Annotated in this window: 20 protein-coding genes and 1 pseudogene; 13 read left to right on the plus strand and 8 right to left on the minus strand. The window is 63.3% G+C overall.

All coding sequences use genetic code 11. From position 1 onward, the window contains the following. Window positions 1-83: 83 nt before the first annotated feature. The 4 genes from C2U40_RS05645 to nadK all read right to left on the minus strand — a co-directional run bounded on the left by C2U40_RS05645 (window position 84) and on the right by nadK (window position 5,013). Complete coding sequence (locus C2U40_RS05645) at window positions 84-524, minus strand: universal stress protein (RefSeq protein ID WP_011706786.1); 441 nt, start codon at window positions 522-524, stop codon at window positions 84-86. Between the two features lie 350 nt (window positions 525-874). After that, on the minus strand, window positions 875-1,768 hold the full coding sequence (locus C2U40_RS05650) for a DHHA2 domain-containing protein (protein ID WP_043159669.1): 894 nt from the start codon (window positions 1,766-1,768) through the stop codon (window positions 875-877). Window positions 1,769-2,352: 584 nt separating this feature from the next. Further along, window positions 2,353-4,017 carry a DNA repair protein RecN gene (recN, locus tag C2U40_RS05660; protein WP_103829078.1) on the minus strand — a complete coding sequence of 555 codons (1,665 nt, stop codon included), beginning with the start codon at window positions 4,015-4,017 and terminating at the stop codon, window positions 2,353-2,355. A gap of 111 nt (window positions 4,018-4,128) precedes the next feature. Next, window positions 4,129-5,013, minus strand: a complete 885-nt coding sequence (gene nadK, locus C2U40_RS05665) for an NAD(+) kinase (protein ID WP_005303013.1) — start codon at window positions 5,011-5,013, stop codon at window positions 4,129-4,131. Window positions 5,014-5,282: 269 nt separating this feature from the next. Here nadK and grpE point away from each other — a divergent pair, with 269 nt between their 5' ends. From grpE to dnaJ, 3 genes are all read left to right on the plus strand, one after another. Beyond that, entirely contained in the window at window positions 5,283-5,858 is a 576-nt protein-coding gene (grpE, locus tag C2U40_RS05670; protein ID WP_011706782.1) for a nucleotide exchange factor GrpE, read from the plus strand. Between the two features lie 303 nt (window positions 5,859-6,161). Beyond that, complete coding sequence (gene dnaK, locus C2U40_RS05675) at window positions 6,162-8,090, plus strand: molecular chaperone DnaK (protein WP_011706781.1); 1,929 nt, start codon at window positions 6,162-6,164, stop codon at window positions 8,088-8,090. Between the two features lie 113 nt (window positions 8,091-8,203). Continuing rightward, a complete protein-coding gene (gene dnaJ / locus C2U40_RS05680; protein ID WP_011706780.1) occupies window positions 8,204-9,346 on the plus strand; it encodes a molecular chaperone DnaJ in 1,143 nt (380 codons plus the stop codon). 52 nt (window positions 9,347-9,398) lie between these two features. Here dnaJ and C2U40_RS05685 read toward each other — a convergent pair whose 3' ends face one another. After that, window positions 9,399-10,601 carry an ISL3-like element ISAeme19 family transposase gene (locus C2U40_RS05685; protein ID WP_081000878.1) on the minus strand — a complete coding sequence of 401 codons (1,203 nt, stop codon included), beginning with the start codon at window positions 10,599-10,601 and terminating at the stop codon, window positions 9,399-9,401. A 320-nt stretch (window positions 10,602-10,921) separates the two neighbouring features. Here C2U40_RS05685 and C2U40_RS05690 point away from each other — a divergent pair, with 320 nt between their 5' ends. The 5 genes and pseudogenes from C2U40_RS05690 to C2U40_RS05710 all read left to right on the plus strand — a co-directional run. Then, window positions 10,922-12,412 carry a carbohydrate porin gene (locus C2U40_RS05690; protein WP_103828890.1) on the plus strand — a complete coding sequence of 497 codons (1,491 nt, stop codon included), beginning with the start codon at window positions 10,922-10,924 and terminating at the stop codon, window positions 12,410-12,412. Between the two features lie 115 nt (window positions 12,413-12,527). After that, window positions 12,528-13,484: an aminoimidazole riboside kinase gene (locus tag C2U40_RS05695; RefSeq protein ID WP_103828896.1), complete on the plus strand. Its 957-nt coding sequence runs from the start codon at window positions 12,528-12,530 to the stop codon at window positions 13,482-13,484. 83 nt (window positions 13,485-13,567) lie between these two features. Further along, the gene (locus tag C2U40_RS05700) at window positions 13,568-14,932 is read left to right on the plus strand and encodes a sucrose-specific PTS transporter subunit IIBC (protein ID WP_103828889.1); all 1,365 of its coding nucleotides are present in this window, start codon (window positions 13,568-13,570) and stop codon (window positions 14,930-14,932) included. Next, window positions 14,932-16,347 carry a glycoside hydrolase family 32 protein gene (locus C2U40_RS05705; RefSeq protein ID WP_103828888.1) on the plus strand — a complete coding sequence of 472 codons (1,416 nt, stop codon included), beginning with the start codon at window positions 14,932-14,934 and terminating at the stop codon, window positions 16,345-16,347. Before C2U40_RS05700 ends, C2U40_RS05705 begins: the two co-directional genes overlap by 1 nt. Window positions 16,348-16,374: 27 nt before the next feature. Then, window positions 16,375-17,382 (plus strand): annotated as a pseudogene (locus C2U40_RS05710) (substrate-binding domain-containing protein); the annotation flags it as partial. Between the two features lie 94 nt (window positions 17,383-17,476). On the opposite strand, the gene C2U40_RS05715 reads toward C2U40_RS05710, so the two are convergent. From C2U40_RS05715 to C2U40_RS05725, 3 genes are all read right to left on the minus strand, one after another. Then, window positions 17,477-18,205 (minus strand): MgtC/SapB family protein, encoded by a 729-nt coding sequence (locus C2U40_RS05715; RefSeq protein ID WP_024945078.1) that lies wholly within the window; start codon window positions 18,203-18,205, stop codon window positions 17,477-17,479. 203 nt (window positions 18,206-18,408) lie between these two features. Beyond that, the gene (locus tag C2U40_RS05720; protein ID WP_017410711.1) at window positions 18,409-18,783 is read right to left on the minus strand and encodes a hypothetical protein; all 375 of its coding nucleotides are present in this window, start codon (window positions 18,781-18,783) and stop codon (window positions 18,409-18,411) included. 416 nt (window positions 18,784-19,199) lie between these two features. Beyond that, window positions 19,200-19,385: a YgaP family membrane protein gene (locus tag C2U40_RS05725; RefSeq protein WP_103828887.1), complete on the minus strand. Its 186-nt coding sequence runs from the start codon at window positions 19,383-19,385 to the stop codon at window positions 19,200-19,202. A gap of 88 nt (window positions 19,386-19,473) precedes the next feature. Between C2U40_RS05725 and C2U40_RS05730 the strand changes: the two genes are divergently transcribed. From C2U40_RS05730 to C2U40_RS05750, 5 genes are read left to right on the plus strand one after another with little or no spacing between them, the layout of a single operon-like run. After that, a complete protein-coding gene (locus tag C2U40_RS05730; protein WP_024945075.1) occupies window positions 19,474-19,791 on the plus strand; it encodes an ArsR/SmtB family transcription factor in 318 nt (105 codons plus the stop codon). Continuing rightward, window positions 19,788-20,201 (plus strand): YeeE/YedE family protein, encoded by a 414-nt coding sequence (locus C2U40_RS05735; RefSeq protein WP_181014937.1) that lies wholly within the window; start codon window positions 19,788-19,790, stop codon window positions 20,199-20,201. Before C2U40_RS05730 ends, C2U40_RS05735 begins: the two co-directional genes overlap by 4 nt. 13 nt (window positions 20,202-20,214) lie before the next feature. Continuing rightward, a complete protein-coding gene (locus tag C2U40_RS05740) occupies window positions 20,215-20,661 on the plus strand; it encodes a YeeE/YedE family protein (protein WP_167297462.1) in 447 nt (148 codons plus the stop codon). A 36-nt stretch (window positions 20,662-20,697) separates the two neighbouring features. Beyond that, the gene (locus C2U40_RS05745; protein WP_103828886.1) at window positions 20,698-21,735 is read left to right on the plus strand and encodes an efflux RND transporter periplasmic adaptor subunit; all 1,038 of its coding nucleotides are present in this window, start codon (window positions 20,698-20,700) and stop codon (window positions 21,733-21,735) included. After that, window positions 21,728-24,925, plus strand: a complete 3,198-nt coding sequence (locus tag C2U40_RS05750; RefSeq protein WP_103828885.1) for an efflux RND transporter permease subunit — start codon at window positions 21,728-21,730, stop codon at window positions 24,923-24,925. The genes C2U40_RS05745 and C2U40_RS05750 overlap by 8 nt, the downstream gene beginning before the upstream one ends. The last annotated feature ends 1 nt before the right edge of the window (window position 24,926 follow it).

The following is a 24,926-nucleotide window of genomic DNA, read 5'->3' on the forward strand; positions in this document are numbered from 1 at the left end:
CAAGCAGGGGATGGCGGGGTAAAAAGGACCCCGAAAGGGAGGTGGCAACAGGGTGCCCACCTCGCGGGTGGGCACCCCGGTCATCAACCGACGGCTTTGAGCTGCTCGCTGTAGGGTTCGTGGCAGATCTGGATGTCGATCGGCAGCTTGTAGATGAGCAGGCGGGCCAGGGAGCCTTCCATCCAGTGGTGGCGGCTGCCGACCAGCAGCAGATCGGTCGGGTTGGCGGCCAGCCAGCGTTTCAGGTCGGGCACCACGTCATCGACCACCAGACACTGGTAATCCACCGGGTGCTGCAGGGTGGTGATGAGTTCGCTGATGATGGCCTTGGCATCCAGCGTGCCCTGGGCGCTGCGCTCCTCTTCCGACAGCGACAGGCTCTTGCGGCGCATCTTGCTGCTGTGGGTCAGGTGCAACAGGGTCAGCTCGCCCCCCATGGCTTGTGCCAATTGACTCGCTTTGGCCAGCGTCTCCTGCTCGTAATCCTTGCCTTCCAGCAACAGCACAATATTGGTTGAGGTCATAAGCAGTTCTCCCTTGGCATGGCGCGGGTCACCCGGGACAAACGGCCTGTCCCATACCACTGTGTGCCCGCTATGTGTCGCATAGCACGAACCTGGCTCTCTGTACGGCAGGCGTCACCTCGTGTCGGTGATGCATCGCCAGGCCATGTTCGTTTACATCATCATAACAGACTGAGTTGAATGGAAAATGAAGGAAAACCGGGTTTTGGCGGGAAAATGGGATACGAGGCGGTAAAAGTGTGAGCAAAGCATGAGTCGTCTGGCCGGGAAGCGCCGTGAATGGGCCGGTGAGGCGGGGCTGAAAAGAGGAGTGGGCGGCGAGTCGGCAGAGGCCGGCCCGCCGCCTGGGGTCAGAGCTGCTCGCCGGAGAGATAGCGGGTCAGCCAGGGCAGCCCCTCCTTCTTGCGGCTGACGGCGCCAACCAGATGTGTCGGCTGCTCGGGCAGAATGCCGTTGCTGGCGAAGTAGAGTTGGCTGCCCCCCTTGGCCAGATCGGTCAGCATCAACACATAGGCATCCAGCTCGTCCTGCATCAGCCGCTCTTGCATGGCTTGCTCCAGCTCAGCCTGGCGGCTGTGCAGCTGGGCGGGATCCATCACGCAGATCTGGCTGACATAGAGCTGGTAGCCGGCGATCTGGTAGGCCTTCTCGTCGGCGGCAAGCAGCTCGGTCATAGGGGCGTCACCGAGCTGGGTGCGCCGTTCCAGCAGGGTCTGGGCAAAGGGCTCCAGCGCCAGATCGGCCAGCGGCAGCAGGGCATGGACGGCGGCGCGGTCGCGGGCCGTGGTGGTGGGCGAGGTGAGGCTGAAGGTATCGCTGATGATGGCCCCCAGCAGCAGGCGAGCCTGGGCGCGGGAGAGGGTGTCATAGCCCATCAGCTCCAGCAGCACGGTGGCGCTGCACCCGACGGCCCGGATCCAGGCATCGAGCGGGCCCCGGGTGATGAGGGTACCGATGCGATGGTGATCGATGAGGCCCTGCACGTCCGCCTCGGCCAGCCCTTCGGGGCCCTGCTCCAGCTCGCTGAAATCCACCAAGAACACCTCCTTGTTGGCCACGCTGCCCTGCAGCAGAGGCGGGGCGGCAACGCCGGCGGTTTCCAGAATGAAGCGGGTTTCGGCGATGGGCTCACCGAGGGCATAGGCCTGGGCCGCGCGGCCCTGACGATTGAGCCAGTCGGCGGCAACCAGAGCGGTACAGATACTGTCGCTGTCGGGATTCTTGTGACCAAACACGTGGAGCATGGTGCCATTCCTGCGGTTGATGACGTACCTGAGGCAAGATCAGGTATGCGGGGCAAATGGGAAAACAGGGGCTGACCCCCGCTCTGGTTTCACTCTATGCGCCGTCCCTGCTGATGGCAACCGGCGCAGGCCGCCCTACGGCGGGCGAAACCCTGTGGTCAAAGGGGCGCACACTTCTGCTGCTGAATCGTCTTGGGGCAGGGCAGGGAGGCAGACCAGGGCAGCAGATTAGGGCAGGGAGGCAAGCCCGGACAGGGAGACAAGCGGGAGGAGATGGCTGTGTGGCAAGCGCTGGCGGGCTCGCTAATCGCCGCAAGGTTCACGTTGCAAGAGGTGGATAGAGGGATGGGCAAGCAAAGAGATGAGATTGTGGCTCGGGTTGGTTAGCGACAAGAATGCTCCAACCCGGTTAGGCAGGCCGTGACCATCCAAACCGCCGGGGGTGACCCTTCAGGATACGGCAACGGCAGCATGGTGATGATGCTCCAGCCGCTAAGCCGCAAACCGCCGTCACCAAGGGGCTGGGTTACGCGGGGTACCTGATCCTCACCGTGGGCCCCGCGTTCAGATGGCTGATCTGTATCTCAGCAGGCCAGCAATTCGCGGGCGTTGGCCAGGGTATTGTCGGTGATCTGATCCCCCCCCAGCAGGCGGGCCAGCTCGTTGAGACGGGCCCCTTGATCCAGCGCCTGCATCTGGGTTTCCGTGGTCTTGCCGTCAGTGTGCTTGCTGACCACCATGTGCTGATGGCCCTTGCCCGCGACTTGTGGCAGGTGGGTGACCACCATCACCTGGGTGGATTCACCCAGCTGGCGCAGCAGGCGCCCCACTACGGCGGCGGTCGGGCCGCTGATGCCCACGTCCACTTCGTCGAAGATCAGGGTGGGGGTGGAGACCTTGCGGGCGCTGATGACCACGATGGCCAGGCTGATGCGCGACAGTTCACCGCCGGAGGCCACCTTGCCGAGCGGCTGGATGGGCTGGCCCGGGTTGGTGGTGACCATGAACTCCACCCGATCGATGCCAAGGGGCGAGAGGCTGCTCTGGGCATCGGGGCGTACCTCGATGGCGAAGCGGCCATCCGGCATCGCCAGCTCGTGCATGCTGGCACTCACCTTGGCGCCAAGCTCCTCGGCGTAGCGCTGGCGACTCTGGCTCAGGGCCTCGGCGGCTTGCACGAATGCCAGGCGGGCCTCGGCCAGCTCGTCTTCCATGCCCTCGAGGCGCTCCTCGTCGAAGTTGAGGCGCGCCAGATCGGCGGCCAGCTCCTGATGGTGCAGGGCCAGTTCGGCCGGTTTGACGTGGTGCTTTCGGGCGAGATTGATGGCCTTGGAGAGGCGGGCTTCCAGCTCGTTGAAACGCTCGGGATCCAGCTCCAGCCGGTCCAGATAATTGCGCAGTTCGCTGTGGCTCTCCTGCACCCCGATCAGCGCCTCGTTGAGCATGCCGAGCACGTCGCCAAGCCGGCTATCCATGGCGACCAGGCTCTCGGCCCGATCGACGACGGTCTGCAGCAGGCCGGCGATGGTGGTCTCTTCGTTGTCATAGAGCAGGTCGAGACAGGCGCCGCACTCCTGCATCAGCTCGGTGCCGTTGGCCAGGCGCTGGTGTTCCTCTTCAATCTCTTCAAACTCCCCCGGCTGCAGCGCGAACTCGTCCAGCTCCTGCACCTGATATTCGATGAGCTGGCGACGGGCCTCCCGCTGCTGCTGCTCGGCCTTGAGCCGGTTGAGTTCGTTCTGCAGCTGGCGCCACTGCTGGTAGTGGCGACGCACCTCATCGAGCAGCAGATGGTGGCCGGCGTAGCCATCGAGCAGGGCGAGCTGGTAGTCGGGTTTGAGCAACATCTGGTGGGCATGCTGGCCATGGACGTTGACCAGCAGCTGGCCCAGGTTCTTGAGCTGGGTGAGGGGGACGGGCACGCCGTTGATGTAGCTGCGCGAGCGCCCCTCGGCGGAGATGACCCGCCGCACGATACACTCCCCTTCGTTTTCCAGCTCGTTGGTGGCAAGCCAGGCGCGGGCGGCCGGGTTGCCGTCCAGCAGGAAGCGGGCGCTGACCTCGCTCTTGTCGCTGTCCGGTCGTACCATGCCGGCCTCGGCGCGCTCCCCCAGGCACAGGCCCAGGGCGTCGATGGCGATGGATTTACCGGCCCCGGTCTCACCCGTGATGCAGGTCATGCCCGGTTGCAGATCGAGTTCGAGAAACTTGACGATGGCGAAGTTGTTGACGGTCAGCTGGGTCAGCATGGTCTCATCCTGTATGGGCCAACATTACTGTGTATGCATCCAGTATATACTGGTTTTCCATACAGTAAAGAGTCGACCCGCAACAGGATGCGCAGGAACGTCAAGCGCGCGTCAGAACAGCTTGCTGCCCCAGCCGAGCTTGTTGCGCAGCACGTGGAAGTAGCTGTAATCGAGCGGATGCACCAGATGCAGCTTGTGGCTGCTCTTCTTGATGAGGATCTCGTCCCCCGGGTGGACCGCCAGGGTCACCTGACCGTCGCAGCTCACCTGCATGGCGTCATCCTGATTGTCCGGTGAGACCAGCAGCCGCACTTCGCTGTCGGCGTCCAGCACGATGGGGCGGCTGCTCAGGGTGTGCGGAAACATGGGCACCAGCGTGATGGCGTTGAGTTTGGGGGTGAGGATGGCACCGCCCGCTGACAATGAGTAGGCGGTGGAGCCGGTGGGGGTGGCCACTATGATGCCGTCCGAGCGCTGGCTGTACATGAAGCTGCCGTCGATGTAGACCTCGAACTCGATCATGTGGGCAATCTTGCCCGGGTGCAGCACCGCCTCGTTGACCGCCAGATTGTTGGACTTGCGCTCGCCATGGCGATAAACCGCCGCCTCCAGCAGGAAGCGGTGCTCGCTCTTGTAGTGGCCGCACAGCACCTGCTCCAGCGGCAGCAGGTAATCCTGCGGTGAGAGATCGGTGAGAAAACCGAGGTTGCCCCGGTTCACCCCGATCACCGCCACGTCGAAGCGCGACAGCACCCGTGCGGCCCCCAGCATGTTGCCGTCACCACCGACCACGATGGCGAGATCCGCCTGCTGGCCCAGCTGCACCAGATCCATCACGTTCTCGTCCATGATGCCGAGGGCATGGGCCACCCGGCTCTCCACCAGGACCCGAAAACCGCGGGTGGTCAGGTATTGATGCAGGCCGGTCAGGGTCTGGTTGGCCCCTTCGTGGTGGGGTTTGCCAATCAGGGCGATGGTTTTGAACGGAGAATCCATAGTCTGTCGGGTCTGGGATGAGTATTGGGGGGAGTATACCGCGCTTTGGGGGGGATTTGTCTGCCACCGGCTGGTCCGGCCGCGGCGGATGCCGGGAAAAAGCCCCAAATTGCCCGCCGCCGCACGCTCTTGGCGATAATGGCGCCCTTTTCCCCTTGAAAGCCGGGGATCCATCCCCATAATAGCGCCAACATAGTCGGCCCATTGCCGTCCGGTCGCTCAACCGGGTGGTCGGGCCCTCAATAAGTAACCCCGGAATTGGAGATGTCATGAACCACGAAGAACAAAAGGTTGAAGCGATGGAGCAAGTGGAAGCCCAGCCAGTCGAGCCGACCGATGTAGACAGTGAAGTGACAGCCGAGCAGGCCCGCATTGCCGAGCTTGAGGCACAACTGGATGCCGCCCAGCAAGCCTCCCTCGAGGAGCGCGAGCGTGCCATTCGTGCCGTCGCCGAGATGGAAAACCTGCGTCGCCGTGCGGCCCAGGACGTGGAGAAGGCCCACAAGTTCGCGCTGGAGAAGTTTGCCGCCGAGCTCTTGCCGGTACTGGACAACCTGGAGCGTGCCATCGAGCTGGCCGACAAGGAAAACGAGGCGCTCAAGCCGATGATCGAAGGGGTCGAGCTGACCCTGAAATCCATGCAGAGCTCGGTCGGCAAGTTCGGCCTCAATCCGCTGGACCCGCTCAATCAGCCGTTCGACCCCAATGCCCATCAGGCGATGAGCATGATCGAAAACGCCGAGCTTGCCCCCAACACCGTCATTGCGGTGATGCAGAAGGGTTACGAGCTCAACGGCCGTGTCATTCGTCCGGCCATGGTGATGGTCTCCAAGGCCCCGGCCTGAGCCCCATCGCTGTGCTGAGCCCGCCGCTCGGCGGGCTTTTTATTGGCAAGTGCCCCGGCCCTGTGGTCGCCGGGGGCACAGATAGCCGGCCTTCATCCTGCCAATGGCAATGAATGAAGGCAGGTTTTTTCAGGGCGGGGCTTGAAGCGGCGGCTTGCGACCCCATATAGGATGCAAGGCCACGGCGGCACAAAAAATTTGATGCCGGGAGCTTGAAAGCCAGATTGGCAGCCCCCACCTAGCCGTTAACGCATTAAGGCGAGCCCCTCGCCAGTTTATTCAAAGTATTTGGAGATTCGTCAAATGGGTAAAATCATCGGTATTGACCTGGGTACTACCAACTCCTGCGTCGCTATTCTGGATGGCGACCATGCTCGCGTGATCGAGAACGCGGAAGGCGACCGTACTACTCCGTCCATCATTGCCTATGCCGATGACGGCGAAATCCTGGTTGGTCAGCCGGCCAAGCGCCAAGCCATCACCAACCCGAAGAACACGCTGTTCGCCATCAAGCGTCTGATCGGCCGTCGTTTCGAAGATGACGAAGTACAGCGCGATCTGGAGATCATGCCGTACGCCATCGCCAAGGCCGACAACGGTGACGCCTGGGTAGAAGTCAAAGGCAAGAAAATGGCACCGCCGCAGATCTCTGCCGAAGTGCTGAAGAAAATGAAGAAGACCGCCGAAGATTATCTGGGCGAGCCGGTGACCGAAGCCGTCATCACAGTGCCGGCCTACTTCAACGATGCCCAGCGTCAGGCAACCAAGGATGCCGGTCGCATCGCCGGTCTGGATGTAAAACGCATCATCAACGAACCGACTGCCGCGGCTTTCGCCTACGGCGTGAACAAGGTCAAGGGCGAGCGCAAGGTTGCCGTCTATGACCTGGGTGGCGGTACCTTCGACATCTCCATCATCGAGATCGACGAAGTGGAAGGCGAGACCACCTTCGAAGTACTGGCGACCAACGGTAACACCCACCTGGGTGGTGAAGACTTCGACAACCGCGTCATCAACTACCTGGTTGAAGAGTTCAAGCGCGAGCAGGGCATCGACCTGCGCAAGGATCAGCTGGCCCTGCAACGTCTGAAAGACGCAGCCGAGAAAGCCAAGATCGAGCTCTCTTCCGCCCAGCAGACCGACGTCAACCTGCCGTACATCACTGCAGATGCCACCGGTCCGAAGCACATGAACATCAAGGTGACCCGCGCCAAGCTGGAATCCCTGGTGGAAGACATGGTGAAAGACTCCCTGGAGCCGGTCCGTGTCGCTCTGAAAGACTCCGGTCTGGCCGTTGGCGAGATCGACGACGTCATCCTGGTAGGCGGTCAGACCCGTATGCCGATGGTGCAGAAGGCCGTTGCCGACTTCTTCGGCAAAGAGCCGCGCAAAGACGTCAACCCGGACGAAGCCGTGGCCATGGGTGCTGCCATCCAGGGTGCCGTACTGTCCGGTGACAAGACCGACGTACTGCTGCTGGACGTGACCCCGCTCTCCCTGGGTATCGAAACCATGGGTAGCGTGATGACTGCGTTGATCGAGAAGAACACCACCATTCCGACCAAGAAGTCCCAGGTGTTCTCCACTGCCGAAGACAACCAGTCTGCCGTGACCATTCACGTGCTGCAGGGTGAGCGCAAGCGCGCCAGCGACAACAAGTCTCTGGGCCAGTTCAACCTGGAAGGCATCCGTCCGGCACCGCGTGGTCTGCCGCAGATTGAAGTGACCTTCGACATCGACGCCAACGGCATCCTGCACGTCTCCGCCAAAGACAAGGAGACCAACAAGGAGCAGAAGATCACCATCCAGGCCTCCTCTGGTCTGTCTGATGACGAGATCGAACGCATGGTACGCGAAGCCGAAGCCAACGCGGCCGAGGACAAGAAGTTCGAAGAGCTGGTGCAGACCCGCAACCAGGCTGATGGTCTGGTCCACTCCGTCCGCAAGCAGATCACCGAAGCCGGTGAAGCCCTGCCTGCCGACGACAAGACCAAGATCGAAGCCGCACTGAGCGAGCTGGAAAGCGCCATCAAGGGTGACGACAAGGCTGCCATCGAAGCCAAACAGCAGGCACTGCTGGAAGCGTCCCAGAAGCTGATGGAAATTGCCCAGCAGCAGGCTCAGGCGCAAGGTGCCGCCGGTGCTGATGCCGGTCAGTCCTCTTCTTCTGCCAAGGCTGACGACGACGTGGTCGACGCCGAGTTCGAAGAAGTGAAAGACGACAAGAAGTAAGCCCGACCCAGATGGGCGAAGCAGGCTTCGTCCATCGGCTTAGTCAATGAATTTACGGGCGTTGGGTGACCAACGCCCGTCTGCGTAACTGCTGATATAGCAACAGGATAAGTATGTCGAAGCGCGATTTCTACGAAGTGCTCGGGGTATCCAAGGATGCCGACGAACGCGAGATCAAGAAGGCGTACAAGCGTCTGGCCATGAAGTATCACCCTGACCGCAACCAGGGCGATGCCGGGGCCGAAGAGAAGTTCAAAGAGGTCAAGGAAGCCTACGAGATCCTGACCGATGCCAATCTGCGTGCCCGCTATGACCAGTACGGCCATGCCGGCGTGGATCAGAGCCAGGGTGGCGGTGGCCACGGCGGCTTTGGCGGCGGTGCCGATTTCGGCGACATCTTCGGCGACGTGTTTGGCGATATTTTTGGTGGCAGCCGTGGCGGTGGCCGTCGTGGCCCGGCCCGTGGCTCCGATCTGCGCTACACCATGGAGCTGACGCTGGAAGAGGCGGTACGCGGGGTCTCCAAGGAGATCAAGGTGCCGACCCTGGTCCACTGTGAAGTCTGTAACGGCTCCGGTGCCCATACCGGCAGCTCGGCCCAGACCTGCCCGACCTGCCACGGCTCCGGCCAGGTGCAGATGCGTCAGGGCTTCTTCGCGGTGCAGCAGGCGTGCCCGCACTGCCATGGTCGCGGCAAGATCATCAAGGATCCGTGCCGCAAGTGCCATGGCGAGGGTCGCTACCAGAAGACCAAGACCCTGTCGGTCAAGATCCCGGCTGGCGTCGACACCGGCGATCGCATCCGTCTCTCCGGCGAAGGGGAAGCGGGGGAAGCCGGTGCACCGGCGGGCGATCTGTACGTACAGGTACACGTCAAGGAGCACGAAATCTTCGTGCGTGACGGCAACAACCTCTACTGCGAAGTGCCCATCAGCTTTACCGCGGCAGCCCTGGGTGGCGAGATCGAAGTGCCGACCCTGGATGGCCGGGTCAAGCTCAAGGTCACCCCGGAAACCCAAACCGGCAAGATGTTCCGCATGCGGGGCAAGGGCGTGAAGTCCGTGCGCTCCGGCCAGGTGGGGGATCTGATGTGCAAGGTGGTGGTGGAGACCCCGGTCAAGCTGACCGAGTCCCAGAAAGAGCTGCTGCGCCAGCTGGACGAGTCCTTCAGCGGCGCCGCCGCCAAGACCCACAAGCCGAAATCGGAAGGCTTCTTCGAAGGGGTGAAACGCTTCTTCGACGATCTGACCAGCTGATTTTCGCGACCCAGATATAAAGAGCCGGCCCTGCGCCGGCTCTTTTTTTGGTTCATCGCGGCTTTCCGGGGAAGGCCGCCTTGATTTTCAGAAAAAAGTATTCTGAGTCCCTAAATCCATATGCCATACGCTTTATCACTTTGATCTTGTTGTTCACCCCTTCCAGCACACTCGTGTGCATCGGGTAGTTTGCACTCGCCAGGATCCCCCGCATATATTTCGATAAATTTCGACCAAATCGTTGCAGCGGCGCTAGCCCGCTTTCCTTCACCTGCCGCATCCAGCTCCGCCATCGTCGCCATCCTTCCCACACGCTCGGCGCATACCAGATGCCCTTCAACCCCTCTTTCAGCACGTACACCATCGCCAGCGGTTGATTCGCCGCCAACAGCTCCTGCAACTTCACATCCTGTTTTTCACTCAACTTCGCCCGATTACGTAGCAGCAACCAACGCGCACTTTTGACCACTTTTCGCGCCGGTTTATCGCTTTTCAGTGCATTCGCCTGCTCCACTCGCACCCGGTCCACCACCTCTCGGCCATAGCGAGCCACCACGTGGAACAGGTCGTAGACCACCTCCGCCTGCGGGCAGTGTTGCTTCACCTCCAGGTCGAACGCCGTGTTCATGTCCATCGCCACCGCTTCAATCTGCTGGCATCGCTCGCCGAGCTGCTCGAAGAAGGGACGGATAGCGGCCCGGCTGTTGCCGTGCCCCACCCACAGGACGCGGGTTCGCTCGGCATCCATGATCACGGTGGCATAGCGGTGTCCCTTGTGCAGGGCAAACTCATCCATCACCAGCCGCCGCACCTCCCCAAGTTCGATGGTGCCCACACTGGTCTGCAAACGGCGCTTGTCGATCTCCTTGATGGTGTGCCAACCGACCCCGGTGAGCTGGCTGACATGGCGGATGGGGAGGTACTGAACGAGCGCTTCAATCCAGCACTGCATGCGCCGGGTGAGGCGGGAGCCAGAGGGGAGCCAGTCGATATGTTCACTGACGCGACCACAGCGCAGACAGTCGACGCGGCGAACAGGCAGTTGTAACCAGACTTGTCGGTCAAATAGGTCTCGCTCACGCACCCGGCGGATACGTTGGTCGTGGATCAATGGCGTGGGTTGCAGGCATCGGCGACAACGGGGCAAGAAGTCGGCGCGAGGCTCAAGGGTAAACAGGGTGTGATGGTTGGCAGAAAGCGCTTGGGCGATGACGGTATAACCTGGCCAGAAGGAGGCAATATCAATATGATGCACGGCGACAGCAGGGTGATGGTGGTGGTGTGTTTGGAGACAGCCAGTTTACCAGCACCCTGTCTGTCAACTTCCACTTCCCCAAGATCCCGCGAAGAACCCTTTTTTTGCCCCTGTTTTAGCAAGATCCCCGCTTATTGAGTGGATCCCGATGAGGGATCTTCCTCACAACTTCCGCCAATTCCTGCTGTACGAATGTTATCCCGCTCACACTGCAGCTGAAACGGTTTAGCTGGCGTATTGAGTTAGCTAAATTGGTTTAGCTATGCTCTTGTCGTCGATAACAACAGGCCCGACCGGGCAACAGATGACAGGTGAGGACGATGACGATGTGCAAGAACAAGTTGGCGCTGGCGGTAGCGCTGGGATTGGGAATGAGCTGCCCGCTGTGGGCGGCGGATGGCGGTATCGAGGCCCGTCTGGCGGCGCTGGAGGCGCGGGTACAGGCAGCCGAGGCGCGCGCCACCGCCGCCGAAGCGCGGGCTGATGAGGCCCAGAGCAAGGCAAACGAAGCCCGCGAGACGGCCGTGGTGGCCAAGGCCCAGAGCGAGAAGGTGGACAAGCAGACCGCCGGGGCCCAGGGCTTGGAGTTCCACGGTTATGCCCGCTCGGGCCTCTTGGTCAACGGCAATGGCAACGGGGGCCGCGGTGGCCCCTATATCACCCCGGCCGGCTCGGTAGGCGGCGCTGTGGGTCGCCTTGGCAACGAGGATGACACCTACATGGAGGCCAATCTGCTGAAGACCCAGACCTTCGCCGATGGCAGCTGGGCCCGTTACAAGCTGATGCTGGCGGACGGGGTGGAGACCAGCAACGACTGGACCGCCAGCGATTCGAGCCTCAACACCCGTCAGGTGTTTGCCGAGATCGGCAATCTGGCGAGCTTCGACGGCCCCTTCAAGAATGCGGTACTGTGGGCGGGCAAGCGCTTTGACCGGGACAACTTCGACATCCACTGGCTCGACTCGGACGTGGTGTTCCTGGCCGGTACCGGCGGCGGTGTCTACGACGTGCAGCTGGCCGACAGCTGGAAGGCCAACTTCTCTCTCTATGGGCGCGACTACGGCGACATCAGCGCCAGCGGTCTCTCCGACATCGAGAGCTACATCCTCACCATGAACAACCGCGTTGGCAACTGGCAGTGGATGGTGAACGGCCTCTCCGCCAAGGACAACGAGACCCGCATCAACGATGGTGGCGCCGGCAGCGAAGCGGCGAACAAGGGGGCGCACACCCTGCTGGCCTACCACGCCGACAGCTTCTTTGGCATCAACCCCGGCTTCTCCAAGGCGGCGGTGCTGTATGGCCATGGCCTGGGTGCCGAGCTCAAGGGGCTGGGCTCCGACAGCGAGCTGCTGCCGGACGCCGATGCGGTGCGGGTCGCTGTGTTTGGCGCCACCGATCTCGCTCCGCGCTGGCGTATCGCCCCGGCCCTGCTGGCCGAGCAGAGCAAGGATCGCTACGTGAAGGGGGACGAATACCGCTGGGTGACCCTCAATGGCCGGCTGGCCCAGGTGCTGAGCCAGAACGTCGAGCTGGTCTACGAGGCCACCTGGCAGTACATGGACCTGGATCCCAAGGGCTACAAGGGCCGCCAGGCGGTGAGCGGCGACTTCACCAAACTCACCTTCGCCCCCACCTTCAAGGCGCAGACCGCCGGCTTCTTCGAGCGGCCTGAGCTGCGGGTGTTCGCCACCTGGATGGACTGGTCTTCCGAGCTCGACCACTACGCCAGCAACGATGCCATGGGTCAGAGCAACTTCACCGCCGGCGGCGAGTGGAACTTTGGCGTGCAGATGGAAACCTGGTTCTAGTTCGTTATCCCGATCACAAAAATGGCAGCCGGTATCGGGATCTGTTGGTTGGCTAAAACGGTTTAGCTGATAATGCCAGCCAACAGAACAGAGTCTGGGTTTGGCAGTCGATCCGATGCAGCAGTGGAGTAGCAAGGTGACGAATCGTGTGTGGGTAATGGGGGATGCGGTGGTGGACTTGATCCCGGAAGGGGAGAGGCACTACCTCCAGTGTCCGGGTGGTGCGCCCGCCAATGTGGCGGTCGGTGTGGCTCGGCTTGGTGGCGATGCGGCCTTTATCGGCCGGGTTGGTGCCGATCCGTTCGGTCGCTTTATGGCCGACACCCTGAGCGGAGAGGGGGTGGATGTGGCCGCGCTGCGGCTCGATCCAGACCATCGCACCTCTACCGTGCTGGTGGCATTGGATGACGAGGGGGAGCGCAGCTTCACCTTTATGGTGCGCCCCAGTGCCGACCAGTTCCTCACCCCGAATGAGTTGCCCCGCTTCGATGCCGGTCAGTGGTTGCTGACTTGCTCCATCGCGCTTGCCAACGAGCCGGTGCGCGGCAGTTGCCTGCAGGCTATGGCTGCCATCAAGGCGGCCGGGGGACGGGTCTGCTTCGACCCCAACCTGAGGCCCGAGGTATGGGGCAACCCGGCCGAGATGCTGCCGCTGGTGCGCGAAGCCATCGCGCAGGCGGACGTGGTCAAGCTCTCCATCGAGGAGCTGCAACTGCTGAGCGGTCTGGACGATCTGGCCGCAGGGATCGCCACCATAGCGGGGCCGGCGCTGGTGCTGGTGACCCGGGGGGCGGGGGGCGTGGTGGCCCGTCTGGGTGGCGAGCAGTTGGAGTGGGTAGGGCCGAAAGTGACCCCGCTCGACACCACGGGGGCGGGGGACGCCTTCGTCGCCGGTCTGCTGGCGGCCCTGTCCGGGCGGACCTCGCTGCCGACGCTGGCCGAGCTGCCCGCCATCCTGGCGCAGGCCCACGGCTGCGGGGCGCTTGCCACCACCGCCAAGGGGGCGATGACGGCGCTGCCGACCCGCTCCGAACTGGATGCCTTTTTGCGATCAGGCGCAGAGGGCTGTTGAGCTGCGGCTAGAAGCTCGGCTCGACAGCCCCTACTCTCATGTGACTAGGGCCCGCCAGTGTGGCGGGTCATAAGAGGAAGAATATGAATATCAGTGCGATAGCCAAGGATCTGGTGCCCCTGCTCGGGGGCAGGGAGAACATCGTCAGCGCCGCCCACTGTGCCACCCGGCTGCGGCTGGTGCTGGCAGACGACAGCAAGGTGAACAAGGCCGCCATCGACAAGCTGGAGGGGGTCAAGGGGTGCTTCAGCAACGCGGGCCAGATCCAGGTGATCTTCGGCACCGGTCTGGTCAACAAGGTCTATGCGGAGTTCGTGGCGCTGACCGGGACCGGCACCGCCAGCAAGGCGGAGCTGACCGACATGGCGACGGCCAAGCTCAATGTGGCCCAGCGGCTGGCACGGACCCTCTCCAACATCTTCGTGCCGATCATTCCGGCCATCGTCGCCTCGGGCCTGCTGATGGGGCTGCTCGGCATGGTGCGCACCTACGGCTGGGTCAACGCCGACAGCGCCCTGTTCGTCATGCTCGACATGTTCAGCTCGGCGGCCTTCATCATTTTGCCGATCCTCATCGGCTTTACGGCGGCGCGGGAGTTTGGCGGCAATCCCTATCTGGGTGCGACCCTCGGCGGCATCCTCACCCACCCGGCGCTGACCAACGCCTGGGGGGTGGCCGGTGGCTTCAAGACCATGGACTTCTTCGGGCTGGACGTGGCCATGATCGGCTACCAGGGCACCGTCTTCCCGGTGCTGCTGGCGGTCTGGTTCATGTCCCACCTGGAGAAACAGCTGAGAAGGCGCATCCCCGATGCGCTGGATCTGATCCTCACCCCGTTTTTGACCGTCATCATTACCGGCTTCGTGGCGCTGCTCTTCATCGGCCCCGCCGGGCGGGTGCTGGGGGATGGCATCTCGTTCGGCCTGAGCGCCCTCTATGAGCAGGCGGGCTGGCTGGCGGGGCTGGTGTTTGGCGGCACTTACTCGCTTATCGTCATCACCGGCATCCATCACAGCTTCCACGCCATCGAGGCGGGGCTGCTGGCCAATCCGCAGATCGGCGTCAACTTCCTGCTACCCATCTGGGCCATGGCCAACGTGGCCCAGGGCGGGGCTTGCCTCGCGGTCTACTTCAAGACTCGGGATGTGAAGATCAAGGCCATCACGGTGCCGGCTGCCATGTCCTGTCTGCTCGGTATCACCGAAGCGGCGATCTTCGGGGTGAACCTGCGTTACATCAAGCCCTTCCTCGCCGGTCTGTTTGGCGGGGCCTGCGGCGGCGCCTACGTGGTGGCGGCCAAGGTGGGGATGACGGCGGTGGGGCTGACCGGTATTCCCGGCATGGCCATCGTCCAGCCCATGAGCCTTATTCACTACATCATCGGGCTGGTGATCGCCTTTGGCGCCGCCTTCGCCGCTTCCTACCTGCTCAAGTACAAGGTGGAGTGATGAAGGAAAGCGATCTTCTCAACCAGATTGTCCGGTCGCTGCTGGCCGGACAGATCAAGGCGGCGGCCGATCCCCATCGGCCCCGATTGCATCTGGCAGCCCCGGTGGGGCTGCTCAACGACCCCAACGGCTTTATCGAGCACGGCGGGCGCTACCACCTCTTCTACCAGTGGAATCCGCTCGGCTGCGAGCACCGCAACAAGGGCTGGGGCCATGTCACCTCTACCGATCTGTTGCACTGGCAGCACGAGCCGGTGGCGCTGTTGCCCACCGAAGCCTATGAGAGCCACGGCTGCTACTCGGGCTCGGCGGTGAGCGACGAGCAGGGGCGCCTGACCCTCATCTATACCGGCAACGTCAAATACCCGGACGGCAGCCGCACCGCCTACCAGTGTCTGGCCCGCGCCGACGCTGAGGGGGGCTTTGCCAAGCTGGGGCCCGTGCTGGAGCTGCCGCAAGGCTACAGCGGCCATGTGCGCGACCCCAAGGTGTGGCACGACGGTCGGCAGTGGCTGATGGTGCTGGGGGCCCGCACCCTGGATGACAAGGGTGAAGTGCTGCTCTATCGCGGCGACGCGCTGGATGCCTGGACGCTGGTGGGCCCCATCGCCGGCAGTGGGCGCGGAGGGCTCGATGAGTTTGGTTATATGTGGGAGTGCCCGGATCTGTTTGCACTTGGTGAGCGGCATGTGCTGATCAGCTGCCCGCAGGGGATTGCCCCCCGGGGAGAGGACTATCGCAACCTCTACCAGTGCGGCTGGCTGGCGGGCGACTTCGACGGCGAGCACTTCGCGCACGGGGCTTTCCACGAGCTGGACCGGGGCTTCGAGTTCTATGCCCCGCAGACCACCCAGGACAGCCAGGGGCGGCGCCTCTTGTTTGGCTGGCTGGGACTGCCCGAAGAGAACGAGATGAGCCAGCCCACCATCCCCTATGGCTGGCTGCACCAGATGAGCTGCCCGCGGGAGCTGTTCTGGCAAGGCGACTGGCTCTGCCAGCGGCCGGTGGCGGAGCTGGCGGCACTGAAGGGAGAACAGACCCGCTTCGAGGGGGCGCTCGGCGAATTTCCTGGGCTGGCAGTTGAGTCGGCCTGGCTCGATCTGGCGCTGTGCGGTGAGGGGAGCTTCTGGTTTGGCGCCGTGGCCGAGCTGTGCTGGCAGCCGGGGCGCCTGGTGTTGCGCCGCCTGAACTGGCAGAGCGGAGCGTGGGAGGAGCGATGCTGCCCTTGGCTGGGCGGCGGCATCACCATCTTGTGCGATCGATCCAGTCTCGAGTGTTTCGTCGATGGCGGCCGCCATTCCCTGTCGGCGCGCTACTTCCCGGGACCGGGGCCGCAGCTTGCGCCGGGCAAACCGGTCGCGGGCGGCAAAATTTGCCTCGATCACTGGCCGCTGGCGGCCTGCCTAGTACAATAGCCCGGTGTCAGTTTGCCGGGAGGCCAGGTGGAGAAGAAGAAACGGATCACGATTGCCCAGATAGCCGAGTTGGCGGGGGTGTCCAAGGCGACCGCCAGTCTGGTGCTCAACGGCAAGAGTGCGGAGTACCGCATCGCCGACGACACCCGCAAGCGGATCCAGGCGGTGGCGGACGAGTGCCACTACCAGCCGAGCTTTCATGCCCGCGCCCTGCGCGAGACCCGCAGTTACACCTGGGGGCTGGTGATCCCCGACCTCACCAACTTCGGCTTTGCCAGCATCGCCCGTGCCCTCGAGGCGCACTGCCGGGAGGCGGGGATCCAGCTGCTCATCGCCTGCTCCGAGGATGATCCCACCCTGGAGCAGCGGGTGGTGGACAACCTCATCAGCCGCCAGGTGGATGGGCTGATTGTCGCCTCCAGCGGCCACAGCGATGATATCTATGCCCGCATTCACGACCGCCTGCCGGTGGTGCAACTCGACCGCCACATCGGTGAGTCGCGTCTGCCCATGGTGATCTCCGATGCCTGCAAGGCCACCGCCGAGCTGGTGCAGGAGATGGCCGGCCAGTGCGGCGAGGAGATCTACTACTTCGGCGGCCTGCTGGATCTCTCCCCCAGCCGCCACCGGCTGGCGGGCTATGAGCTGGGGTTGCACCGCGCCGGGCTGGAGGCGGACCCGACCCGGGTGCGCCACCGCGACTACCAGCCAAGCTCGGGCTATCAGTTGATGGCCGAGCTGGTGGCCGAGCTCGGCGCGCCGCCCAAGGGGCTCTTCACCGCCTCCTTTACCCTGCTGGAGGGGGTGCTGCGCTACCTCAACGAGGCGGGGCTGATGGAGACGGGTATGCGGCTCTGTACCTTCGATGATCACGACCTGCTCGACTGCATCCCCATGCGCATCGACTCGGTGGCCCAGGATTGCCCGGCCCTGGCCCGGGCGACCTTCGAGCTGATGCAAAAGCTTATTGCGGGCAATCCGCCGCCCCAGACCGCCCAGGTGATCAATCCGCGCATCCGCTGGCGCAGTCAGCGGGCTGCCCGGGTCGCCAGAGCTCCCCGCATCCTGAAAAGCAAAAGCCCCGCTGGCAATAGTGGGGCTTTTGCATTTTCAATGGTGGAGTCTGGTGTCAGTCGGTGGTACTGGCGCGCCAGAACACCTGCTTGATGTGGGGGTGGATGCCGAGCTTTACCATCAGGGCGTCGAGCTCGTCGCCATCGATGGAGGTGGCCAGCAGCACTGCCGAAATTTCCAGATCCCGCTCGCCGAAGGGCTCGATGTCGAGCTCGCTCAACGGGTAGTTGGCCTGCTCCAGCATCTCTTCCAGCCAGTGCAGCACCTCCTTCTGGTACTCGCGCTGGGTGAGGGCGGTCACCCGGTAGGTCACCTCGGTGTCGGTGTTGTCCACCGGGCGGCGGTTGATCTGGTTGACCAGCGGGCGCAGCAGGGTGTTGGCGGCCAGCACGAATAGGGCGCCGAGGATCGCCTCCATGGCCAGCCCGGCCCCGCTGGCGGCGCCAACTGCCGCCACGCCCCACAGGGTGGCCGCGGTGTTGATGCCGCGGATGTTGCCGGATTCACGCATGATGACGCCGGCGCCGAGAAAGCCGATACCGGAGACGATGTAGGCCACCACGTGCACCACCCCATAGGTGCCGCCGTGCAGGTCATAGATGCGCTGGGCCAGGTTGACGAACAGGGCCGCGCCCACCGCCACCAGCACGTTGGTGCGCAGGCCCGCGGTGCGCTGGCGGTACTGGCGCTCCAGCCCCACCAGGCTGCCCAGCACGAAGGCCAGCAGCAGGCTGGCCAGGGTGTCGAGCAGAGAGATCATGTCGAATTGCTGCCACATTCTCATGGCGTACTCCTTCTGTTGCAGATGGCCTTTCTGAAGGCGGGCGAGGGGACGGTACCCCCGCCAACGGCCCCGTGCGTGCAGGCCATGAATTGACGAGAAACACGCACGAGGCGCCCGGCCCGTCCATCCAGGATGGCGGGCAGGGCGGTGAAACGGATTGAAAGGGGCCAGCATGGCTGGCCCCGGATATCAGTCGTGCACGATCAATTGAGCACGAGTTCGGGGTCGCGGCGGGGATGCAGCTCCCAGCGAACCGGGTGATGTACCCCCACCTGATGCACGAACTGCACCAGATAGCGACGCTGGGGCGGGGTGCAGTGCAGGTTGAGCACCAGCTCCCGCCCGCCGCTGCGACCGGGTCGCAGGGACTGCAGAGGTTGCAGGCCCGCCGGTTGCAGGGTGTGGTTCACCAGATCCAGCACCTGCTCCATGTCGGCCCGATCCTCGCAACGGATCTGCAGCCGGTAGTGGTGCTGGCGCCGTTTGCCGCGCAACCAGAGCGGCAGCAAGCCGCGGCCCAGTCTGCTCAGCAGGGGGTGAGTCCGGTTGGATACGGACAGAGTTGAAACAAAACGCATAGCAGCCTCCTTGTGGGAAGCAGAAACTATGCAGGCAAAGTGTCATGGCAAAGCCAGGTCACCTGACGTCAAGTGTAAAAAAGAGAAGAGGGGAGTGGATTTCCGCTTCTCGCAGGGCTGCGAGCATGCGGCAGAGGAAGACCTGCGGCTAGCTCGCGACCCGGGTACCGACGACGAGGGTCGGTCTACAACTGTCACTTGATGAGTTGCCCACTGATGGTCTCCGCTGTTGATTGACGGCCTGATGGTACTCATCTAGAGCGGGGAGGTAAAGCCTCATCACCCTTTCAGCAACATTTAGATACAAGTTTGTCAATAATCGGGGCCGGCTGGCTACCGCTAGGACGATGAAAGCGCGGTGAGCATCCTCACCGCTCTCGTTCCACCTTCTGCTTTCCCCCTCGTTACCCGTCACGCTATTTCAGCCCCAGCCGCTTGAGAAGCATCGCGGCCGGACAGAAACCGGTGAAGGCGCTCTGGATCAGATTGACCCCGACAAAGACGCTCAGCCAGACAAACCCCGGGTGCACCCAGGCGGTAAGCAGCAGCGAGAGCAGCAACATGCAGCCCGCGAGGACTCTGACCCCGTTGTCTACCGTCATGACCTTCTCCCTAGTTAATTTAGATATTGCTAATTTAGTGTCGCTTTATACAATAGAACCAAATATCAGCAATTGCTAATTTACTGTCATGAGCCAATTCGACGAGATGAACAGACACGCGACAGCCGCCGCCTCCCTGCTCAAGGCGCTGGCTCATCCCGAGCGGCTGCTGGTGCTCTGCCAGCTGGTGGAGGGGGAGAAGGGGGTCGGGGAGCTGCTGGCTCACAGCCAGCTCGGGCAGTCGGCCTTCTCCCAGCAACTGTCGGTATTGAAGCGCCAGGGCCTTATCCGCTCGCGCAAAGTCTCCCAGCAGATCTACTACTCGCTGGTGAGCGAGGCCGCCGTCGATGTGCTGGCGGCGCTGCAAACCCATTTTTGTCACTCAGAAATTAAGGAATCTCGATGATGGAAAGCCAATGGCTGCTCTCTCTGGGCGGCGGCATGCTGGTGGGGCTCGCGGCCCTGATCCTGATGCTGTTCAACGGCCGGGTGGCCGGGATCAGCGGCATTCTGGCCGGTGCGCTGCAACACAGGGCGCCTTGGCGGCTGCTCTTCTTGCTGGGACTGGGGGCGGGGGCCTGGCTGGCGCTGAGCCTGGGCTGGGCCAGCATGCCCGCATTCAGCACCTTGCCAGGCTGGCCACTGGTGCTGCTGGCCGGGCTGCTGGTCGGCATCGGCACCCGCCTTGGCAATGGCTGCACCAGCGGCCACGGCATCTGCGGCATGGGGCGGCTTTCAGCACGATCCATCGTCGCCACCCTCACCTTTATGGCGGCCGGCTTTATCACCGTGTTCGTCACTCATCATCTGCTGTAAGGGACTGATCGCCATGAAGTTGCTGACAAGTTTGCTCGCGGGTCTGCTGTTTGGTCTGGGTCTTGCCATCTCCGGCATGATAGATCCGGCCCGGGTCATCGGGTTTCTCGACCTGGCGGGTCACTGGGATCCCAGCCTGGCGTTCGTAATGGGCGGGGCACTGCTGGCGTTCATGCCGGGTTACTTCCTGCTGGTCAAACCGCTCAAGCGCAGCCTGCTGGGGGAACCCATGGCCAGCGTACCGGCCCCCAAACTGGATCGCCGCCTCATCGGGGGCTCGGCCCTGTTCGGCATTGGCTGGGGGCTGGCGGGGATCTGCCCAGGGCCAGGCTTGAGTCTCATTTCCAGCGGCCAGCCCATGGTACTGTTGTTTGTCGCCGCCATGGTGGCCGGGATTTTGCTTGTTGATCGGGTTTGGGTGAAGGTGCGGGAGAAGCGCTGCCACCCCCACTCGGCCTGAATGGATTGCCCCTGGTGTCGGGGAAGGAGGAATATCATGGAACAGATCCGCTTGCTGGGGGCCACCATGCTGGCCGTGGTCTCCGCTCTTGTCTCTCCGATAACATGGTCTGCCGAGGCGACTGGCGATGCGATCCTGATCCTGACTCCCCGTCAGGTGACCGACTGGCTCACCCTGGATGGCACCGTGAGTGCCATCCATCAGGGGACGGTGGCGGCCCAGACCAGCGGCCGGGTCTCCCGTATGCTGGTGGATGTGAACGATGAGGTCGTCGCCGGGCAGCCCCTGCTGGAGATCAGCGGCAAGGAGCAGTTTGCCGCCGTCACGGGTGCCCAAGCGCGACTGGCGCGGGCACAGGCCCAGCAGGTGGAGGCAGAGCGCCAGCTTGCCCGCTTTCAGGCGCTGATCGCCAAAGGGGTTATCACCCGCGCCCAGCTCGACAGTGCCCAGGCGACTGACCGGGCTGCCCGCGCCGAGGTGAACGCCGCCGATGCTGCCCTCACTCAGGCCCGCGAGGCCTACGGCTATACCCGCATTCTGGCCCCCTACGCCGGAGTGGTGACCAAACGGCTGGTGGAGCTGGGGGAGACTGTCGCCCCGGGTACGCCGCTGCTCTCCGGCTTCTCTCTTGATGCGCTGCGAGTGGAGGTAGATCTGCCCCAATCTGCGCTCGCACTCGCCAGTCAGCCAGCGGATGTGCAGGTGCTGCTGCCGGATGGCAACACCGTTACCCCCCTCAAACTGACCCGTTTCAACTATGCCGACAGCCAGAGCCACGCCTTCAGGCTGCGCCTCGACTTGCCGCCGCAAACCGCGGGGGTGCTGCCCGGCATGTGGCTCAAGGTGCAGCTCAAGCAGGGTGAACGTCAGGTGTTGCAGGTGCCGGAGCAGGCCCTGCTCAGGCAGGGTGAGTTCAGCGGTCTCTACCTCAAACAGGGGGATGGCTGGGCGCTGACGCCGGTGCGGGTGGGTCACTGTCAGGGGGCGCAGTGCGACATTCTGGCTGGCGTCCAGAGTGGCGATCAGGTCGCGGCGGATGGCTGGGCTCGCCAGCAGGCGGTGGCCCATGAGTAAGGATGTTGACGGCAATAAAGGCAGGCTGGGGCCAGCGGGCCGACTGGCTGCGCTGTTTCAGGGCTCGGCCATCACCCCGCTGCTGGCGCTGGTGGGGCTGTTGCTCGGTCTGTTTGCGGTGCTGGTGACCCCCAAGGAGGAGGAGCCGCAGATCGATGTCACCTTCGCCGATGTCTATATTCCCTTCCCGGGAGCCACCCCGGCAGAGGTGGAGTCTCTCGTCACCACCCCTGCCGAGCAGGTGGTCTCCCAAATCAAGGGGGTCGATACCCTCTACTCTTTCTCTCGCCCTGATGGCGCCTTGCTGGTGGTGGTGTTCAAGGTGGGGGTGAGCCGCGAGCAGGCCATTGTCGCTCTCAACAACCAGCTCGACTCCAACCGCGACTGGCTGCCACAGGGTATTGGAGTCGGCCAGCCATTGGTGAAACCCCGGGGGATCGACGATGTCCCCATCGTCAGCCTCACCCTGTGGAGCAAGGAGTGGCAAAAGCAACTGGGCGCCGCCGAGCTGACCCGGGTTGCCCACGAGCTGGAGACCGAGCTCAAGCGACTGCCCGGCACCCGCGATATCTACAGTCTGGGCAGCCAGCGTGCCGTGCTGCGGGTGATGCCGGATCCGGCGGCCCTCAGCGCCCATGGCATCAGCTGGGGCGAGCTGAACCAGCGGCTTGCGGCCGCCAATCAGGTGGGTAGCGAGCAGGCCGTGGTGCAGGACAATCGGGAGATCAAGGTGCAGGTGGGGCAGTTCCTGCAAAGCGAGCAGGAGGCCCGCGAGCTGGTGGTGGGGTTGCAGGGCGGCAAGCCGGTTTACCTTGGTGATGTGGCGAGCGTGGCGCTCGGGGAGGAGACCCCGGTACAGTGCAGCTGGATGGGGCAGGGGGATCGCAGTTATCCGGCGGTGACCCTGGCCATCGGCAAGCAGCCCGGCCAGAACGCGGTCGAGGTGGCCAAGCGGGTGGAAGCGCGGGTCGAGAGCCTCAAGAATCGACTCATCCCTGTCGGCGTCGAGGTGACGGTGACCCGTGACTACGGCGTTACCGCCGAGACCAAATCCAACACCCTGATCGGCAAGCTGATTTTTGCCACCACGGCGGTGGTGCTGCTGGTGCTGGTGAGCATGGGCTGGCGCGAGGCGCTGGTGGTGGGTGTGGCCATCGTTATTACCCTGGCACTGACCCTGTTTGCCAGCTGGGCGTGGGGTTTTACCCTCAACCGGGTGTCGCTGTTTGCGCTGATCTTCTCCATCGGCATTCTGGTGGATGACGCCATAGTCGTGGTGGAGAACATTCACCGCCATCGCGGTTTGGGCAGGGGGTCGCTCAAGGATCTGATTCCGGGGGCGGTGGACGAGGTGGGGGGGCCGACCATACTGGCGACCCTGACCGTGATCGCGGCCCTGCTGCCGATGGCCTTTGTCAGCGGCCTGATGGGCCCCTACATGAGTCCCATCCCCATCAATGCCAGCATGGGGATGCTTATCTCCCTGCTGGTGGCCTTTATCTTCTCCCCCTGGCTGGCGAGCCACCTGCTCAGGAGCGAGGAACATGTCGCCCACGGTGAGGCCAGGGCCGGCCTCTTTCAGCGGCTGATGACCCCTTTCCTGATCGGTGACGGTGCCAAGAAATCCAGACGCAAACTCTGGCTGGCCATCCTGTTGTTGGTGGCGGGCGCTGCCGCCATGCCCATGGTGCAGTGGGTGGTGCTCAAGATGCTCCCCTTCGACAACAAGTCGGAATTCCAGCTGGTGCTCGACATGCCGGAGGGGGCGACGCTGGAGCAGACCGAACGCACCCTGCTGGCGGTCGGGCGGGAGCTTGCCAGGGTGCCCGAGGTGAAGGATTACCAGATCTACGCCGGCACCGCCGCCCCCATCAACTTCAATGGGCTGGTGCGCCACTACTTTATTCACAGCGGCGCCAACGTGGGGGATATTCAGGTCAATCTGGTGGACAAGCATGAGCGCCATCGTAGCAGCCACCAGATTGCCCAGTCGGTACGGGCGCCGCTGCAGGCCATCGCCAGCGCGGTGGGGGGCAACCTGAAAGTCGTTGAGGTGCCGCCCGGCCCGCCGGTCTGGTCACCCATTGTCGCCGAGGTGTATGGCCCGACTCAGGCCGCCCGCGAGGCGGCCGCGCGCGCCGTACAAGCCCGTTTTGTGGCGACGGCGGATCTGGTGGACGTGGATATCTATCTGACCGACCCGCAGCCCAAGTGGCGGCTGGTGCTGGACCGCAGCAAGGCGGCCCTGCTCGGGGTCGATCTCGGGGATCTGGTAGCGACCCTCAACGGGGGCGTGGGCTATCAGGATGCCAGCTGGTTCCATGGTCAGGGGGCCAAGTATCCGGTACCGATCCGCATCGAACTGGCCCCCGGTGACAAGCGGGATCTGGCGGGTGTGCTGGCGCTCAAGGTGCGCAGCCAGAGCGGCCAGCTGGTGCGGGTATCCGAGTTGGTGAGTCGCCGTGATGAGCTGGCTCCCAGCTATATCATGCACAAGAACATGCAGCCCATGGTGATGGTGGTGGCCGACATGGGCGGCCATACCGACAGCCCGCTCTACGGCATGTTTGCCGCTGGCGCCGATATCGAGCTGCCCCAGTATTACGTGCAGCAGCCCGACAAGCTGGGTGAGGTGGCGCTGTTGTGGGACGGGGAGTGGAAAATCACCTATGAGACCTTCCGCGACATGGGGATTGCCTACGGGGTGGGGATGATCCTCATCTACCTGCTGGTGGTGGCCCAGTTCCGCTCCTATCTGGTGCCGCTCATCATCATGGCGCCCATTCCGCTCACCCTTATCGGGGTGATGCCGGGCCACGCCCTGCTGGGGGCCCAGTTTACCGCCACCTCGATGATCGGGATGATTGCGCTCGCCGGGATCATAGTGCGCAACAGCATCCTGCTGGTGGACTTTATCGAACAGCAGCGCAGCGCCGGAGTGGCGTTCGAGCTGGCGGTGATCGAAGCGGCGCAGGTGCGGGCCAAACCCATCATGCTGACGGCGCTGGCGGCGATGATCGGGGCCCTGTTCATCCTCGATGATCCCATCTTCAACGGGCTGGCCATCAGCCTGATTTTCGGGATCCTGGTCTCCACCTTGCTCACCCTGGTGGTGATCCCGCTGCTCTACTACAGCCTGATGTCGCGCCCTGGAGTCGCGATCGCGGCAGACCAGCCGGGCGCACAATGAC

The organism is Aeromonas sp. ASNIH4, from assembly GCF_002934425.1.
GTDB lineage: Bacteria > Pseudomonadota > Gammaproteobacteria > Enterobacterales > Aeromonadaceae > Aeromonas > Aeromonas hydrophila.

Bases quoted from the DNA above. Each gene is read 5' to 3' on its own strand.
- C2U40_RS05645 (WP_011706786.1), bottom strand. From the start codon at position 524: ATGACCTCAACCAATATTGTGCTGTTGCTGGAAGGCAAGGATTACGAG.
- C2U40_RS05650 (WP_043159669.1), bottom strand. From the start codon at position 1,768: ATGCTCCACGTGTTTGGTCACAAGAATCCCGACAGCGACAGTATCTGT.
- recN (WP_103829078.1), bottom strand. From the start codon at position 4,017: ATGCTGACCCAGCTGACCGTCAACAACTTCGCCATCGTCAAGTTTCTC.
- nadK (WP_005303013.1), bottom strand. From the start codon at position 5,013: ATGGATTCTCCGTTCAAAACCATCGCCCTGATTGGCAAACCCCACCAC.
- grpE (WP_011706782.1), top strand. From the start codon at position 5,283: ATGAACCACGAAGAACAAAAGGTTGAAGCGATGGAGCAAGTGGAAGCC.
- dnaK (WP_011706781.1), top strand. From the start codon at position 6,162: ATGGGTAAAATCATCGGTATTGACCTGGGTACTACCAACTCCTGCGTC.
- dnaJ (WP_011706780.1), top strand. From the start codon at position 8,204: ATGTCGAAGCGCGATTTCTACGAAGTGCTCGGGGTATCCAAGGATGCC.
- C2U40_RS05690 (WP_103828890.1), top strand. From the start codon at position 10,922: ATGACGATGTGCAAGAACAAGTTGGCGCTGGCGGTAGCGCTGGGATTG.
- C2U40_RS05695 (WP_103828896.1), top strand. From the start codon at position 12,528: ATGCAGCAGTGGAGTAGCAAGGTGACGAATCGTGTGTGGGTAATGGGG.
- C2U40_RS05700 (WP_103828889.1), top strand. From the start codon at position 13,568: ATGAATATCAGTGCGATAGCCAAGGATCTGGTGCCCCTGCTCGGGGGC.
- C2U40_RS05705 (WP_103828888.1), top strand. From the start codon at position 14,932: ATGAAGGAAAGCGATCTTCTCAACCAGATTGTCCGGTCGCTGCTGGCC.
- C2U40_RS05715 (WP_024945078.1), bottom strand. From the start codon at position 18,205: ATGAGAATGTGGCAGCAATTCGACATGATCTCTCTGCTCGACACCCTG.
- C2U40_RS05720 (WP_017410711.1), bottom strand. From the start codon at position 18,783: ATGCGTTTTGTTTCAACTCTGTCCGTATCCAACCGGACTCACCCCCTG.
- C2U40_RS05725 (WP_103828887.1), bottom strand. From the start codon at position 19,385: ATGACGGTAGACAACGGGGTCAGAGTCCTCGCGGGCTGCATGTTGCTG.
- C2U40_RS05730 (WP_024945075.1), top strand. From the start codon at position 19,474: ATGAGCCAATTCGACGAGATGAACAGACACGCGACAGCCGCCGCCTCC.
- C2U40_RS05735 (WP_181014937.1), top strand. From the start codon at position 19,788: ATGATGGAAAGCCAATGGCTGCTCTCTCTGGGCGGCGGCATGCTGGTG.
- C2U40_RS05740 (WP_167297462.1), top strand. From the start codon at position 20,215: ATGAAGTTGCTGACAAGTTTGCTCGCGGGTCTGCTGTTTGGTCTGGGT.
- C2U40_RS05745 (WP_103828886.1), top strand. From the start codon at position 20,698: ATGGAACAGATCCGCTTGCTGGGGGCCACCATGCTGGCCGTGGTCTCC.
- C2U40_RS05750 (WP_103828885.1), top strand. From the start codon at position 21,728: ATGAGTAAGGATGTTGACGGCAATAAAGGCAGGCTGGGGCCAGCGGGC.